General features: G+C 63.3%; 17 protein-coding genes. 5 read left to right on the forward strand and 12 right to left on the reverse strand.

What is annotated here, in order from left to right:
* The first annotated feature begins 27 nt into the window (after positions 1–27).
* The 3 genes from IVB07_RS11090 (at position 28) to IVB07_RS11100 (ending at position 2,227) form a co-directional block, all read left to right on the forward strand.
* Positions 28–813 (forward strand): succinate dehydrogenase iron-sulfur subunit, encoded by a 786-nt coding sequence (locus IVB07_RS11090; RefSeq protein ID WP_018460386.1) that lies wholly within the window; start codon positions 28–30, stop codon positions 811–813.
* A gap of 73 nt (positions 814–886) precedes the next feature.
* Complete coding sequence (locus tag IVB07_RS11095) at positions 887–1,366, forward strand: NUDIX hydrolase (protein ID WP_247767638.1); 480 nt, start codon at positions 887–889, stop codon at positions 1,364–1,366.
* A complete protein-coding gene (locus tag IVB07_RS11100) occupies positions 1,367–2,227 on the forward strand; it encodes an SIR2 family protein (protein WP_018460384.1) in 861 nt (286 codons plus the stop codon). It abuts the gene before it with no gap.
* A gap of 109 nt (positions 2,228–2,336) precedes the next feature.
* Here IVB07_RS11100 and IVB07_RS11105 read toward each other — a convergent pair whose 3' ends face one another.
* The 4 genes from IVB07_RS11105 to IVB07_RS11120 form a co-directional block, all read right to left on the reverse strand.
* Positions 2,337–2,573 carry a DUF3551 domain-containing protein gene (locus IVB07_RS11105; protein ID WP_083926601.1) on the reverse strand — a complete coding sequence of 79 codons (237 nt, stop codon included), beginning with the start codon at positions 2,571–2,573 and terminating at the stop codon, positions 2,337–2,339.
* Positions 2,574–2,755: 182 nt separating this feature from the next.
* Complete coding sequence (locus IVB07_RS11110; protein ID WP_143273835.1) at positions 2,756–3,091, reverse strand: hypothetical protein; 336 nt, start codon at positions 3,089–3,091, stop codon at positions 2,756–2,758.
* Positions 3,092–3,164: 73 nt separating this feature from the next.
* Positions 3,165–4,034 carry an MBL fold metallo-hydrolase gene (locus IVB07_RS11115; protein WP_026234018.1) on the reverse strand — a complete coding sequence of 290 codons (870 nt, stop codon included), beginning with the start codon at positions 4,032–4,034 and terminating at the stop codon, positions 3,165–3,167.
* A gap of 29 nt (positions 4,035–4,063) precedes the next feature.
* Positions 4,064–4,651, reverse strand: a complete 588-nt coding sequence (locus tag IVB07_RS11120) for an NADH-quinone oxidoreductase subunit B (RefSeq protein ID WP_088930861.1) — start codon at positions 4,649–4,651, stop codon at positions 4,064–4,066.
* A gap of 224 nt (positions 4,652–4,875) precedes the next feature.
* On the opposite strand from IVB07_RS11120, the gene IVB07_RS11125 reads away from it, so the two are divergent.
* The gene (locus IVB07_RS11125) at positions 4,876–5,373 is read left to right on the forward strand and encodes a ferritin-like domain-containing protein (RefSeq protein ID WP_026234016.1); all 498 of its coding nucleotides are present in this window, start codon (positions 4,876–4,878) and stop codon (positions 5,371–5,373) included.
* Positions 5,374–5,480: 107 nt separating this feature from the next.
* Complete coding sequence (locus tag IVB07_RS11130; RefSeq protein ID WP_018460379.1) at positions 5,481–5,741, forward strand: hypothetical protein; 261 nt, start codon at positions 5,481–5,483, stop codon at positions 5,739–5,741.
* A gap of 43 nt (positions 5,742–5,784) precedes the next feature.
* Here IVB07_RS11130 and IVB07_RS11135 read toward each other — a convergent pair whose 3' ends face one another.
* Genes IVB07_RS11135 through IVB07_RS11170 form a run of 8 tightly spaced genes read right to left on the reverse strand, consistent with a single transcriptional unit; the run spans position 5,785 to position 14,755 of the window.
* Positions 5,785–6,852: a UDP-glucuronic acid decarboxylase family protein gene (locus tag IVB07_RS11135; RefSeq protein WP_018460378.1), complete on the reverse strand. Its 1,068-nt coding sequence runs from the start codon at positions 6,850–6,852 to the stop codon at positions 5,785–5,787.
* 10 nt (positions 6,853–6,862) lie between these two features.
* The gene (locus IVB07_RS11140; RefSeq protein WP_018460377.1) at positions 6,863–7,987 is read right to left on the reverse strand and encodes a glycosyltransferase; all 1,125 of its coding nucleotides are present in this window, start codon (positions 7,985–7,987) and stop codon (positions 6,863–6,865) included.
* Positions 7,984–9,072, reverse strand: coding sequence for a glycosyltransferase (locus IVB07_RS11145; protein WP_204511967.1), 1,089 nt, complete (start codon positions 9,070–9,072; stop codon positions 7,984–7,986). Before IVB07_RS11145 ends, IVB07_RS11140 begins: the two co-directional genes overlap by 4 nt.
* Positions 9,069–10,199, reverse strand: a complete 1,131-nt coding sequence (locus tag IVB07_RS11150; protein ID WP_018460375.1) for a glycosyltransferase — start codon at positions 10,197–10,199, stop codon at positions 9,069–9,071. Before IVB07_RS11150 ends, IVB07_RS11145 begins: the two co-directional genes overlap by 4 nt.
* Positions 10,196–11,299, reverse strand: a complete 1,104-nt coding sequence (locus tag IVB07_RS11155; protein WP_247767639.1) for a glycosyltransferase family 4 protein — start codon at positions 11,297–11,299, stop codon at positions 10,196–10,198. The genes IVB07_RS11150 and IVB07_RS11155 overlap by 4 nt, the downstream gene beginning before the upstream one ends.
* On the reverse strand, positions 11,296–12,582 hold the full coding sequence (locus IVB07_RS11160) for a TIGR04295 family B12-binding domain-containing radical SAM protein (RefSeq protein WP_018460373.1): 1,287 nt from the start codon (positions 12,580–12,582) through the stop codon (positions 11,296–11,298). The genes IVB07_RS11155 and IVB07_RS11160 overlap by 4 nt, the downstream gene beginning before the upstream one ends.
* Positions 12,579–13,643, reverse strand: a complete 1,065-nt coding sequence (locus IVB07_RS11165; RefSeq protein WP_018460372.1) for a GDP-mannose 4,6-dehydratase — start codon at positions 13,641–13,643, stop codon at positions 12,579–12,581. Before IVB07_RS11165 ends, IVB07_RS11160 begins: the two co-directional genes overlap by 4 nt.
* Complete coding sequence (locus tag IVB07_RS11170; RefSeq protein ID WP_026234015.1) at positions 13,643–14,755, reverse strand: NAD-dependent epimerase/dehydratase family protein; 1,113 nt, start codon at positions 14,753–14,755, stop codon at positions 13,643–13,645. The genes IVB07_RS11165 and IVB07_RS11170 overlap by 1 nt, the downstream gene beginning before the upstream one ends.
* Positions 14,756–14,920 lie beyond the last annotated feature (165 nt).

Below are 14,920 nucleotides of genomic sequence, written 5' to 3' on the forward strand. Positions count from 1 at the left end.
CACGCCTCATGTCTTCCCGGAGGTAACATGGTCGAGTTCAGGCTTCCGAAACACTCCCGCGTCGAAAAGGGAAGGATCTGGCCCAAGCCGGACAGCAAATCGTTGCGCGAATTCCAGGTCTATCGCTGGAATCCCGACGACGGACGCAATCCCCGGCTCGACACCTACTTCGTCGATATGAGCGATTGCGGGCCCATGGTTCTGGATGGTCTGATCTGGATCAAGAACAACATCGACTCCACGCTGACATTCAGGCGGTCCTGCCGCGAAGGCGTGTGCGGCTCCTGCTCGATGAATGTCGCCGGCCAGAACACGCTCGCCTGCACCAAGTCCATGAGCGAGGACGTTCCGAACGGCGAGCCGCTGCGCGTGCTGCCCTTGCCGCATCAGCCAGTGGTCAAGGACCTCGTTCCCGACCTGACGAATTTCTACGCACAGCTCGCATTGATCGAACCTTGGCTGCAAACCGTGTCACCCACACCACCGAAGGAATGGCGACAGAGCCATGAGGATCGGGCCAAGCTCGACGGGCTCTACGAGTGCATCCTCTGCGCCTGCTGCTCGACATCTTGTCCAAGCTACTGGTGGAATTCCGAGCGTTTCCTCGGCCCAGCGGCCCTGATCCAGGCGGCCCGCTGGGTCAATGACAGTCGCGACGAGGCGACGGGCGAGCGCCTCGACAAGCTCGAAGACCCCTTCAGGATTTATCGCTGTCACACCATCCTCAACTGCGCGAAGGCGTGTCCCAAGGGCTTGAATCCGGGCGAAGCCATTTCCGGATTGCGCCTCAAGATGGTCGAACGGAAGTTCTGATCGGGGACGGACACTCGCGCATAAAGGAACGATGGCTGCGGGGTAGGCTTATCGACCAAACTGGAGGCGCCTGATGGGCAAGAAACAATGCGCCGCGTTGCCGTTCATGCTGAACAATTCCGAATTGCGCGTGATGCTGATCACGACCAGGCGCAAGCGCAGGTGGAGTGTCCCGAAGGGATCGCCGATGCGCAAGACGGAGCCGCACCGTACGGCTGCGCTCGAGGCGTACGAGGAGGCCGGTCTCGTCGGCGTCACCGCAAAGCGCGCGCTGGGCTCCTTCAAGCATCGCAAGCGGAAGGGTGATCGCAAGCGGACCATGAACGTTGCCGTCTTTCCCATGAGGGTCCACGGGCAGGAGCGCTGGTGGCCGGAAAAGGGAGAGCGTGAAGCAATCTGGGTCTCGCCGAAGACGGCGGGCCGTCTGGTGCACAAGGCGCAGCTTCGTCGTCTAATCGCCCGCTTCGCGGCGCAGACGGAGAAGACCGCCCCCTCACCGCTGAGCGATGGCATGGCTCCAGGAACCCGCGTCTCGTCCAGTTATTCAAGGTAGATGAACCAGCAACCGACCGGACTCGCATTCGAGGAGCGACCGCCTCATGAGGTCTTGGCCGCGGCGATCAAGCGACGCTGCGCGATCCTGTTCGTCGGCGCCGGCGTCTCGATGGCTGTCGGCCTGCCGTCCTGGCAATCTCTGATCGACCATCTGCTGGATGACCTTGGACTTGAGCGCGACGTGATCGCTGGGATGCACGGCGGCTATCAGATGCTGGCGGAGTACTACCGGCTGAAGCGCGGCGGAATCGGCCCGCTCCGCAGCTGGCTCGACCGCAACTGGCGCGTCGACCCGGACAGGATCGCGGCCTCACGGCTCCACCGGCTGATCGTGGAGCTCGATTTTCCGACCATTTACACCACGAACTACGACCGCAACCTCGAGACGGCCTTCGAGGTCCTGGAAAAGCCCTATGCCAAGATCAGCAACGCAAAGGACATTGCAAGCGCCCGTTCCGGCGTCACGCACATCATCAAATTTCATGGCGACTTCGACGACGATGCCTCGCTCGTCTTGACCGAGACCGACTTCCTCAACCGGCTCGCGTTCGACTCGCCACTCGATATCCGGTTTCGCGCCGATGCCTTGGGCAGCACGCTGCTTTTCATCGGATACAGCATGTCCGATCCCAACATTCGGCTCCTGCTGCATCGGATTTGGCAGAGTTGGGATGAGTCCGGGCACCGCCAGGACCGACCGAGGTCCTTCGCGTTCGTCACGCAGCGCAATCCGGTGCAGGAGGCTGTATTGGCGAACTGGGGCATCACCACCATAGCGTCGCCTGACGGCGTCAGCCCAGATGATGGTGTCAGCCAGTTTTTGCTGGACATCCGCCGGCGTATCGAGCGAGAGAGCTAAAGCGGTCCCTGGCGCGCCTTGAGCGTTTGCTCTGCTGCCGCGGGGCCGCTCGGCTCAGCGGCGGGATCGGTCAGAAGGAGGATCGATGACCAGTCTGCACCTGGGCCGGTCACCGATATCCCCTATATCGCCGTGCATAGGCATAGCGAGGATTGACGCCGCAATAGGCGTGCGTTCCCGATGCAGTCGCCATGCACTGAGCGTAACTGGCGAACTGGCAGTTGCCCGGATAGCCCCAGACGCGGCCCTGAAGGCAGTAGCGGTCTTGTGCGACGGCCGCCGTTGGGGAGCCGAGGCCCGTCACGAGCGCGAGAGAGGCGGCGGCCAGGAGCAATCGATGCTTCATGGAAATCTCCATTTCAACATTGAACGTGCCTCGTGAAGCGGCGTTCCAAGTGCAACGTTTACCGACTCCTCTAATTGCGACCTGAACGCGATGCGGCCCCGGCGAGGAGAGGATCTCACCGAGGCCGCTCTCATGCGCGCAACAGCAAGGGCGCGCTTTGGAGGATTGCTAACCGCGAACCGCTAGCGACGCGGCGTGGCGCCGTTGGACGGTGGGGTCGTTTCGTTGCGCATGCCGGAAGGACTGGAAGCACCTTGTCCGCCCCGCTCGACATGGGTGATGCCGCCGCCGCCGCCGGTTCCGCCTGAGCCGCCATCTCCAGCTCCAGCACCGCCTGCGCCTGCGCCGCCAGCCCCGGCACCAGCGCCCGCGCCGCCGCCAGCACCGCCTCCGGCCCCACCACCGGCGCCGCCTGCGCCACCACCGGCGCCACCGCCAGCACCTTGCGCGAACGCTGCGCCGACTGAAGCGCCTGCAAGCATTGCTGCCGTAAAGATCGTCAGGATTGTCTTACGCATCTGTCTTCTCCTTGAGGTTTCGATGTCGGATCAATCATGTGAAGCATCCACCGTTCCTAGCCGTGCAGCGTGATCAAGCTCTGTCGTCGACGACTCCGCGTCGATATTGCGAAGGCACGGCAACTTCGTCGAACCGTTGGGCGAGAGCATCGAGAGCCGCGCGCATCTGCGGCCCCTGCATGGCCGCGCCGTGCCCCGTGACGACGATCTCCGGAGCGAGTGCGGCAAGTGCGCGCACCGATGTCTTGGCGCTTCCCCAATCGGGGGTGAAATACATCGGGGGCCCGTGCATCTCCGGCGTTTGCGTCACTGCGGCGTAGACGGATTCCTGCCGCGTCGTGATGAAGGCATCGCCGGCAATCAGCACGCGGTCGCGTTCGCGCCAGAGCGAGATATGCCCTGGGGTATGGCCGGGGGTATGGATCCACTGCCATTCCGGCATGAAGGGCACGCTGTGATCACAGGGAAGATCATAAAGGCGCGATGCGACATCCACCGGCTTTGTCGGGAAGAGCGGAGAGAGCCGAGCGAGCAGCCCGCCACCGACGCTGGGATCGGCCGACGGATAGGATTGGCTTCCGTCCAGATAGGGATGCTCGGCCGCATGGGCATAAACCGGCACGTGCCATTCATTCCGTAGCGTTTCGAGCACGCCGACGTGATCGAAGTGCCCATGCGTCATGACAATGCAGGAAGGCCGGCCGTTTCCTCCAAACCGGGCTTTCGCGGCGGAGCGGATGGCGCCAGCCGATCCGGGAATGCCGGCGTCCACCAGCACCCAATTGCCGTCGCCGGCGTTTTCGAGGCCAACGAAAATCACGTTGACGATCGCGAGCTGACGATAGGCGACGTCAGCGACGATCTGCCGCGTGTTGTCATTGCGGTCGAGGTCGGATTGCGCGTGCTCCGCGTCGGCGGAAGAGGGAAGCGGGATCTGCGTCATGTCCATTCAAGTCCGAGTTGGTCAGCTCACTAGCGCTCGATTGTGCCGATCCGCCGGATCTTCCTCTGAAGCAGCATCACGCCGTACAGCAGCGCCTCCGCGGTCGGCGGGCAGCCGGGCACGTAGATGTCGACCGGCACGACACGATCGCAGCCGCGCACGACCGAATACGAATAGTGGTAGTAACCACCGCCATTAGCGCACGACCCCATCGAGATGACGTAGCGTGGCTCGGGCATCTGGTCGTAGATCTTGCGAAACGCCGGCGCCATCTTGTTGGTGAGCGTGCCCGCGACGATGATCACATCCGACTGGCGCGGCGATGCGCGCGGCGCGAAGCCGAAGCGTTCGGCGTCGTAGCGCGGCATCGACATCTGCATCATTTCGACCGCGCAGCAGGCGAGCCCGAACGTCATCCACATCAGCGACCCGGTTCGCGCCCAGGTGATCAGCTCCTCCGCGCTCGCCGTGAAGAAGCCCTTGTCCGCAAGATCGTCGCGGATCGTCATGAAGAACGGATCGGAAGTGTTGTCGGGCCGTCTCTCGCCCGGACGGCCAAGTGCAGGCCGGCCAAGCGGAGGGCTTGGGTTGCTAATTTGCGGAGAGCTGTTTGTCATTTTGTTCCTGAGCGCTGCGGCCGTTTGCCGATGCGACCACGCTCCGGAAACCCGTCGGCTGTATGCAGCGTTCCTGCGGCGGTAGAGGATTTGTGTTCTGTTATCGCAGGTTAGCCTCGGGTCCGGCGGCCGGAACCCAGCGTCGGCGTCACGGATCACTCTAGGAACGATCCACCGAAACTGCGGTTGGCGGCGACAAGGCCGGTGAAATGGAGGAACATGAAATGACGAACGCAGCCCGCGATACATTCGTGGTTGGATTACGCAATGCGCATGCGATGGAAGTGCAGGCGCGAGAGTTGATGGAACGTCAGTCGGAACGATTGGACGAATATCCCGAGGTCAAGGCCAAGGTTGCCGCCCACCTTCAGGAAACCAACGAGCAGCTGAAGCGGCTGGAGAGATGCCTGGAAGCCTGCGGGGAGAGCACCTCCAGCCTCAAGGATACGACGCAATCCATGATGGCGAACATGCAAGCCATGGCACACTCTGTCGCCGGCGACGAGATTCTCAAGAACACATTCGCCAACAATGCCTTCGAGAATTTCGAGATTGCTGCATACAAGTCTTTGCTCGCCCTCTGCGGCGCCGCTGGGTTCGCGGAGGCCAAGGAGCCTCTTGAGACGTCGCTGAAGGAGGAGCAGCGCATGGCCGCCTGGATCGACTCGAACGTCGAGAAGGTGACAATGGAATATCTGGCGCATCAGCGCCAGGCGGCCTGATCGCACTCCACACCCACCACGGCGAGACCGGCGGCTTCGGCCGCCGAGTCCGCCTGCGGTCATATCGGCTCGCAGGACCGGAACCCTCTTATCCACGTTTGGCTGTAATGGCGCACATCATTTTCAGCGACTACCGTAGTCCCGCTGCCGAACAGGCCTATGAGATCGCGTGGGACTTTCTGGCCCGCAGCGGGGCGATCCACGATGAGTTCGAGGCGTGCGTGTTTCTGGCCCAGCGCATCACCATGATGGTCGAGGAAGGCCAGGAAAACCGGATCCGGATGGCCAATCGCGCGATCTCCGAATACCAGTACCATCTCGAGAACTTCTGCAAGCGGGCCCGTGGCGCGGCTGCTACACGGGCTTGAGAGTTCGCGCGGGTTCCGCGCGTTCCTCGGCTCGTTCTGCCGTTTACTGCCCATCGGCGATCGTTAGCTGTCCGCGTGCCCCGGTACGTCCGCTCCTGCGCGGTGCAATGGCCGGAACAAGTGCCGGCGCTTCCCCGGCCATGCGCATGGCGAAATAGGCGATCGTCGCCTTGAGACCGTCTTTGAGCGCCACGCGCGGGCGCCATCCCAGCGCTCGAACGGCTGTGTCGATCACCGGTTTGCGGCGCTTTGGATCGTCCTTCGGCAACTCCTCGAATCGGAGCGGCGAGATTGACTCCGTATACGCCAGCACGTCCCGCGCAATAGCCTCGATGGTGACCTCGTGGGGATTGCCCAGATTGCACGGACCAGTAATCGAGGATGGACTCTCCATGAGCAGCTGGAGGCCGCGCACGAGATCGTCGACGAAGCAGAAGCTCCTGGTCTGCGTACCACCTCCATAGATCGTGATCGGCTCTCCGCGAAGCGCCTGCACGATGAAGTTGGAGACCACGCGTCCGTCATTCTCCAGCATACGGGGTCCGTAGGTGTTGAAGATGCGCGCGACCTTGATTTCGACGCCGTACATGCGATGGTAATCGAACATCAGCGTTTCCGCGGCCCGCTTGCCCTCGTCGTAGCAGGCCCGGGGCCCGATCGGATTGACGTTGCCGAGATAGGTTTCCGGCTGGGGATGCACTTCGGGATCGCCGTAGACCTCGCTGGTCGATGCCTGCAGCACCCGGGCGCCTTTCCGTTGCGCGAGCTCCAGCATGTTGATGGTGCCGAGCACGCAGGTCTTCATCGTGCCGACTGGATCCTTCTGGTAATGCCTGGGTGAGGCTGGGCAGGCAAGGCTGTAGATCCGGTCGATGTCGCCCTCGATCTCGATGGGATCGCGCACGTCGTGTTCGATGAAGCGAAAATTCGGATGATTGAGCAGCGGGCGGATGTTGTCGATCCTTCCCGTAAACAGGTTGTCGAGGCAGATCACGGTATGACCGCGCTGCAAAAGCGCATCGCAGAGGTGGGATCCGATGAAGCCGGCGCCGCCGGCCACCAGAACGGTGGGAGAGCGGCGGGACGCGTTGATGCGGGTCTGAACTGTCATGTGCTGCCTTTCAGATTTGAGCGACCTGCATGGGACGCGAGGCGGGAAGTTGCGGGGCTTTCCGGCGGCGGCGGACCGACGCCTCGGCGTAGTAGGTCTCGACTTGCCGGGCGCGGTGGTCGGAGGTGTGGTCAGCCAGAACGCGGCGCCGTGCGTTTTCCGCGATCGTGCGCCTTTGCTCCTCGGGCATGTCGCGCAGGATCTCCACGACGTCGCGGGGGCTCGATGCGAGCAGGATTTCCCGGGAAGGCTCGAAGACGGTCTCGATTCCAGGCCACCGGTCCGAGATGACGGGCGTGCCGCACGCGGCCGCTTCGAACAACCGAACGCTAGGCGAGAAGCCGAGCGCGCGCATGTCGGCGCGGGTGGCGTTTAGCGTAAAGCGTTGCTCTGCGTAAAATCCCGGATGATGTTTGGGCGTGAGGTGCTCGATCCGGGCGACATTGGCGGGCCAGACCACCTCATCGGGATATTGCGCGCCGGCGACGACGAATTGCTCGCGTGAGAGAGTGCGAGCAGGGGCGAGCAGCAGCTGCTCCAGAACCGGCTGCCGGTCCTCGCTGTAGGTTCCGAGATAGCCAAGTGCCCATTTCTTCTCCGCGCGTTGCGGCGCGTAGATGTCGGTGTCGGCACTGCAATACAGCACCCGAGCCAGCGGACTGCCATAGTTCTCCTCGATCATGCCGGGCACCGGGCCGCCGGCAAAGGACAGGTAAAGGTCGAAGCGCGGGATCATCGCCGCGGACAGATAGTTCAGGCCCTGCTCGAGCTTCGCAAGCGTGACAGGCGTGTCAATGTCGTAGAAGGCAGTAATCCCCCGGGCGTGGGTCGTGATCCATTCGGAGATCGCGATGCCGTCGGGCACGTAGGAGCCGATGACCACCAGATCGGCATCCCGGATCATCTTTCCGAAACGCTGCGGGATGTCCTTCAAGGATTGGTAAAGCTCGACAGTCCAACCGGAAGGCTTGGCAAGATCACGATGCTCGCGATACCAGGGGACGTCGCGTTCCAGAAACGTGACGTGGTGACCTCGTCGTGCCAGGGCTTCGATCAGGGCGCGATAGGTCGTGGCATGACCGTTGCCCCAGGACGAAGTAACCGAAAGACCGACGACGACGATGGTGAGGTTCATTCTGCTGCCTCGATTCGCGAACTGCTTGCGGCAAAGAGATCGTTGAACTGGCGGGCGCGCTGCCGGTAGGTGTGATGGCTCAGAATGCGCGCACGAGCGCGCGCTGCGATCGCCTGAGCCCGCTCGGGGCGCAGTGCGGCAAGATGCTCTGCGACCTCCGCCCCGCTCGCGGCCACCAGCACCTCGCGATCTGGCTCGAGAAAATGATCAATGCCGTCCCACTGGTCGGTGATCAGGCAGGCTCCGGCACCGATGGCCTCGAACACGCGCGTTGGCGGCGAGAAGCCGTAGCGCGCCATGCTGTCGCGATTGACGTTCAGCGTAGCCAGACCGGAGCCGAAGAACGCGTTGTGGTCGCCGGTCCCGACATGCCCGACCTTATGCAGATTGGATGGCGTGTCTTTGGAGTCCCACCCCGATCCACCGAGCACGAACGTTTTGTCGGGCAATTGGCGCGCGACGTCGAGAAAGAACCGCTCGACGCGCTGCTCGCGGTCCGGGAGGCGGTTTGCCAGCAAGCTCAGATCGCACGTGAAGTGTGGATTGGGCGGCGCCGGAAAGTGCGTGGCGGGGTCGAGCGCATTGTAGATCGGCACGCAGTCTCGCGCGCCGATGCCGCGATAAGCGGATACGACAGCATCGCCGCCGCCATAGGTCAAAACCATGTCGTAGGATCGGATCGCATGGCGCAGATGATGGTCTGGATTGTCCGCCACGGACTCCAGCGTCGCGGGGGCATCGACGTCCCAGTAGATGCGCATTGCATTCGACGGAATGTCGGCGACCGCGTTCTCCAGCTCCCGATCGAAGACGCCGACGCCGCTGGCTTTGACCAGCATGTCGGTCGAGCGGGCGGCTTCCTCAAGCGAGCTACGCCAGCCCTCGGGCGTCGCGGCGTAGACCACCACCTTCGCCCAGTCGGGATCGTCGATGTCGCGATGGGCCTGGCGCTCGAAGGCATCGGGCTCGAAGAATGTGACGTCGTGGCCGAGGGCCGCAATCTCCTTCAGCATGCCGCGGTAATAGGTGGCGGCACCGTTCCAGTAGGATGAGACGAGGCTGGATCCGAAGAAGCAGATCTTCATGCGGAGGCTCCGATGTATCGCAGGGGCTGTGTCGCGTGGCTTGAAGCCCTGAGGTCCTGCACGATGCCGACAAGCTGCTCCGCCCGGTGACGGCAGGTGTGACGCTCCTTGATCGCTCGGAGTCCAGTCTCCACCGTGGCTGACCATAATTCCCGGTCATCGAGGAGCGCACGAAGCGCCCGCTTCATTGCGGTGCCGTCGGAGGCGCTGAGATAGGCACCTTCCGGGAACAGGCCTTCCGCGTCCGACCAGGGGGCCGAGACCATTGGAATGCCGCACGCCATCGCCTCGAAGATGCGAATGGTCGGAATGCCCGGTAGCAAGCGGACATAGGGACCGCGGGGGACGTGGACAGTCGCGCGTGCGCCGGCGAAAGCGATGGGAGCCCAGTGTGCGGGCAGCCAGCCGCCATACCGAATGCCCCCCGCCTGAATGGTCGCGAGGGCTGCGTCCGAATAGCGGACGCCATAGACGCCCGCGCGCAGCTTCAGCTCGGCCACGGGTTCGACCAGAAATTCGTTGAGCTCGGCGCTGCGTTCGCCGTCGCCCCAATTGCCGATCCAGACGACATCGTCGGTGCGCTCGATATGCGGCAGCGGATGATACAGGGCGATGTCGGCCGCCTCGTGCCAGGTGAAGGCTCGGTCCGCCCAGCCGAGCTTCAGATATATTTGGCGAAGGACCTCGCCGAAGGCGAGCACACCATCGAAGCCGTCGAGGTCGAACTGCGCGAGTTCGTCCGGTGCGCTGACGGCGCGATGATGGGTGTCGTGGAACAGCAACGTGAAGGGCGCGCCGTGAGCCCGTCTCGATCCGATGTCTGCGATCAGATCAGGCGAATTCCATTCGTGGACGATGACGAGATCGGCGCCGTGCAATGCCTCATCGAGATCAAGGGAGGCGTCGTAGCGGCGGATGCCGATGCCGGGAAACAGCGTTGGAATATCCTCCATCGTCTGACTGCCACCCTCGCGGATCGCATTCAATCGGCTCCAGCCGTCGATCGGCTCGAACACGACGACCTCATGACCGAGCGCGTGAAGTTCGCGGGCATAACCGCGCAGGAAATGGGCATTGCCGTTGTTCCAGCAGGAGGTGAACGCGTGATAGAATAGAACGCATTTCATGCGCGTACCTCCATGGGGGCAGGCGCGTGATGGACGGCAAGCAGCTCCTCGTAGAGGCTGAGATAGGCGCTCGTGGTTCGGGTCAGCGAGTAGGTCAGGGAATGCTCAAAGGCGGCACGTTGCAGCCTCACCCGCTCGCGATCGTCGGTGCACAGACCTGCGAGCGCTCGATGCAACGCCTTGCTGTCGGTGGGATCGACGAAGAGCGCGGCCCCGCTCCACAATTCCCTGAAAGTCGGAATGTTGGACAGGACGAGAGCGCATCCCGCCGCCGCGGCTTCCAGAACGGAGAGGCCGAACGGCTCATAGAGCGCGGGGCTGGCGAAGATGCCGGCCTGCCGCAAATGCGCGCGCATGACTTCGTGAGGCAAATGCCCGAGCCAGGTGATGGAAGCCGAAGGGCACTCATCCGCCGGGCCCGCGACCTGAACGGGCCAGTCCAGCCCAGGCGCCGCGGCCGCCAGGACCTCGATGTTCTTGGCGCGGTCCCAGAGCCGGCCCGCCGCAAAGATCACGTCTTGCTTCCGTCCCGCAAAGCCCTGAGGGCCAATTCCATTCCAGATCACGATGCCGCACGAGCGAGGCCGATAAATTTCCGCAATGTCATCGTGGAAGGACTGGCTGGGACAAACCCAGGCCTGTGCCGTGTCGAGTGCGGCCGTTACCCGTTCGGTGTAGCTGCGCCATTTCGGTTCGCGGAGCCAGCTCGTATCGTGGCAGGCGTGCCCCCAGGAGTTGACGCAGGAATGCGCGACGACCATCACAGGAGCGCGCCAGGCGAAGGCCGCCTCGCGAAAACTATTGAGGTGAACGACGTCAGGCACGATTCCGGCCTCGAGCTTCGCAAGGACGCGCCTGGCCTGGACCAGATCTTGGCCTTCCGGATCCTGCCATTCGAGTGCAAGGTCCGTTTCGATCAGGCGGACCCGCGAACCACGCAGCATCTCTAGCTGGCCGGCCTGCGCGCGCGGGCCCATCGTCACCAGGGTAACGTCGGCGCCCTTCGAAGCAAGGGACGAAGCTAGAGAAGACGAGTAGGTCCAGACGCCTCCGACAGTATCGGTCGTCATCAGGATTCTGAGCTGCGAGCTGCGGCTCATGATGCCACCTGCAGTTCGAGAGCCTCGAGCGGGACCGGGCGATCGTTCTGCACGTCGCTGAACTGGTCGAACATCGCGAGATAGTGCCGGTGTGCGCGCTCCCAGGCGAAATCGTCGGGCTCGCCCCACAGCTTTCGATAATCCGGCGACCCGGGATAGGGATACAGCGGGACCGGATCGTTGGCCCAGATGCCGGCATCCTGCATGGTGCGACGCCAGCGCTGCACGATGGGGTCATCGTCCTCGGGGACTTCGATCAAATTGGCCTGGACGAAAGGAACGTGACGGCGCGCTTCGACCAGCCGTTCGGCAAGCTGGTCGGTCGTCATCTTGCAGTTCTTGGCGAGCGCGGCGCGACCCTCGACGGTGAGGCTTTCGATGCCGGCTTCAATCGAGACGCAGCCGGCGCGGCCGAGCAGAGCCAGCATGTCCGGCTTCCAAAGGTCGATGCGGGTCTGCACCCCGAACTTCAGTCCGCGTGTGGTCAGCCCTTCCAGCAGCTCCGCGTTCGGAAGGAAAATCTCGTCGATGAAATAGACATATTCGATGCCTTGACGGCGCAGACCGTCGATCTCTTCGAGAACGATAAGGGGGGGCCGCTTGCGGTAGGCGTTGCGAAAGTTCTCCTTGGCGCAGAACGTGCAGTTGTACGGACATCCCCTGGATGATTCGACCTCGGCGCCTGGCGCCTGCGGCTCGGCTTCGAAGCGGTGATGGTGATGGTGGTGTCGCCGGATCATCTCCTCCGGCCAGTCGAGCGGCGGCTGATCCTTGAACGCGACGGCCTGCGGGCCGCCATTGACGCGGAGCGATGCGCCATCGGCAAAGCACAAGCCCGGAAAGTCCCGTTCGCCATTGGCTAGACGCAGCAAGGACGCCTCGCACTCGCCCATCACGACGATGTCGGTGCCGAGCTTTCGAAGCGCCGCCCTTGGCACGGTCGAGCCATGGGGACCCACCGCGATGAGGATCGGAGCCAAGTCGCGCACCGCCATCGCAAGCTCCTGCGGAACGCGGAGCTCGGGAGGGGCGCAGCGCCAGAACAGATAGGTCGGCGCTGTCGTGATGACGATCTGGTCGGGGCCGAACGCGCGCAGCTCGGCTTCGATCTCGGTGAGAGAAAGGTCAAACATGTGGGCGTCGAGCAGCAGCGTCTTGTGCCCGGCCGCCTTCAGGTAGTGCTCGGAGATCCCGAGTTCGAGCGGAAGGTGAGGCGATCGGCAGCCGAAATAGATGCTGCCGCCAAAGTCCCAGTTTGGGTTGATGAGGGCAACACGCGTCATGCGAGCGCCTCGCGGTTGTCTTGTGACGATCCGAACCGGCCGGCCAGCCAGGTGTGAAGGGATCGGAGTCCGTCTGCGAATGAAATCTGAGGTGCCCAGCCGAGCGCGCTGGAGAGCGCGCGCGTGTCGGTCACGTACCAGGGCTGATCGCCGGGCCTCCAATCGGCAAAGCGATAGGCCACCTTGCGGCCGGTCAGATCGGTGATGCGGTCGATCAATTCCAGCAGACTGATCGCGTTGGCCGGACCACCGCCGAGATTGAATACGCGCCCACGGGCGAGCGCGATGCCATCGAGCACGGCGAGCCAGGCCGCGGCCGCGTCGGAGACGTGAAGCGCATCGCGGACCTGATGGCCGTCGCCATAGATCGTCAGCTCTTTGCTGCGGATAGCGCTGAGCAGGAAATGCGCGATCCAACCCTGATCCTCGGTGCCGAATTGACGGGGCCCGTAGATGCAGCTCATGCGCATTACCACGGTCTGGAGGCCGTAGACCCGCGCATAGTCGTGGACGTATTGATCCGCCGTTCCCTTGGAGCATCCATAGGGGCTGTAAAAGTCGAGCGGCGCATTTTCCGAGATGCCGGCCGCCAGCAGGCCGCTTTTCGGCGTGTAGCGGCGGCCGGTGAGCGCGATGTCGCCATCATCGATCAGGCGTCCGTAGACCTTGTTGGTCGAGGCGAACACGATCGGTGCGGCGTTGTTGTGGAGGCGCACGGCTTCGAGCACGTTCAATGTGCCACGCGCATTGATCTCGAAATCGGCGGCCGGATCGCTCACGCTGTCGGTGACGGCGACCTGGGCGGCCAAGTGCAGCACGGCGCGGGCTTCGCGTACGGCGTCGATCACCGGGATCGGCTCGCGAATGTCGGCCACGGTGATTGTGACCCGGTCGCCATGCCGGGACTTCAGCCACTGCGCATTCTCCCGCACGCCGGTGCGGGCGAGGTTATCCAGGATCAGCACCGGCTCGCCGCGCTCCGCGAGGCGGTCGGCGAGGTTGCAGCCGATAAACCCGCAGCCGCCGGTGATCAGGACGGGTCTGTTGTCTCGTTCACTCATCACGCGACCAATCCTCGTTGCTGCAGCTCCTTGGTGGCTCGCTCCGCCTGATCGTCGGCGATCTGGTCGGCGAGATATTCCGCCAGCTCTTCGAGCCCGTCCCTGAATGCGACGCGAGGCTCGAAGCCGAGCACGTCGCGGGATTTTCCCATATCGGCGAAGCAGTGCCGGATGTCCCCGGCGCGATATTTCCGCGTCAGCTCGGGCGCAATGTCGCGGCGCCCCATGACTTCGGCCAGATCCTCCGCGACCGACAAAATGGTGCGACTCTGACCAGAGCCGACGTTGAAGACGTCCTGCGCATGCTCCGCCTCCAGCGCCATCCGGCAGGCGCGGGCGACGTCATGGACATGGACGAAGTCGCGGCGCTGCCGGCCATCCTCGAACACGAGGGGAGGACGGCCGTTGAGCAGCCGGGCGGCGAAGATGGCCAGTACGCCGGTATACGGATTGGACAGGGCCTGACGTGGCCCGAACGCATTGAAGAAGCGTAGCGCCACCGTCGGAATGCCATACGCCTTGCCTGTGATCAGGCACATGCGCTCCTGCGCATATTTGTTGAGCGCATAGATCGAGCTCAGCGAAGGCTGCTTTGTCTCCGGCGTAGGGACGGGATCGAGCGGGTTGCCAGCGGCATCGCGCAGCTCCCAATCGCCGCGGCGAAGCTGCTCGACCGCCCGCTCCTCGCAGGCGACCACGCTCTGATCGGCGCTCCGGTAAAGGCCCTCGCCGTAAATACTCATGGACGAGGCCACCACGAGCCGCGCGACCGGGCGCTTGGATAGTGCTTGCAACAGCACGGCGGTACCGAGCTCGTTGGTTCTGACGTAGGGTTCGATGTCATACATGCTCTGGCCGACGCCGACCGCTGATGCGAGATGCAGGACCATGTCGGTGCCGCGCAACGCATGATCGACCGCGAGAGCGTCGGTGACGTCACCGACGACGAGCTCCGCGTCTTTGGCAAGATAGGCGGGACGCTGGCGGTTGCCTCCGTGGACCTGCGGCGAGAGATTGTCGAGCAGGCGGACTTCGTAGCCGGCCGCGAGCAGCGCGTCCGCTGCATGCGATCCGATGAATCCCGCACCTCCAGTGATCAATACTCGCGTCATTCACCGCTCCGTGCCGCCGTAAGATCGATCCTGCGGGATCAATCCGTGATGAGAATGAAAGCGCGCTGCTGTTCTGGTCGAGCGACCGGCGCGCCAGTCACATTTGGAAGTAGAAGCGGTGCAAGGAATGTTCGTTCCTGCGAAACCTACAAACGAAAATTTCTC

Source organism: Bradyrhizobium sp. 172 (genome assembly GCF_023101065.1).
Taxonomy (GTDB): Bacteria; Pseudomonadota; Alphaproteobacteria; order Rhizobiales; family Xanthobacteraceae; genus Bradyrhizobium; species Bradyrhizobium canariense_D.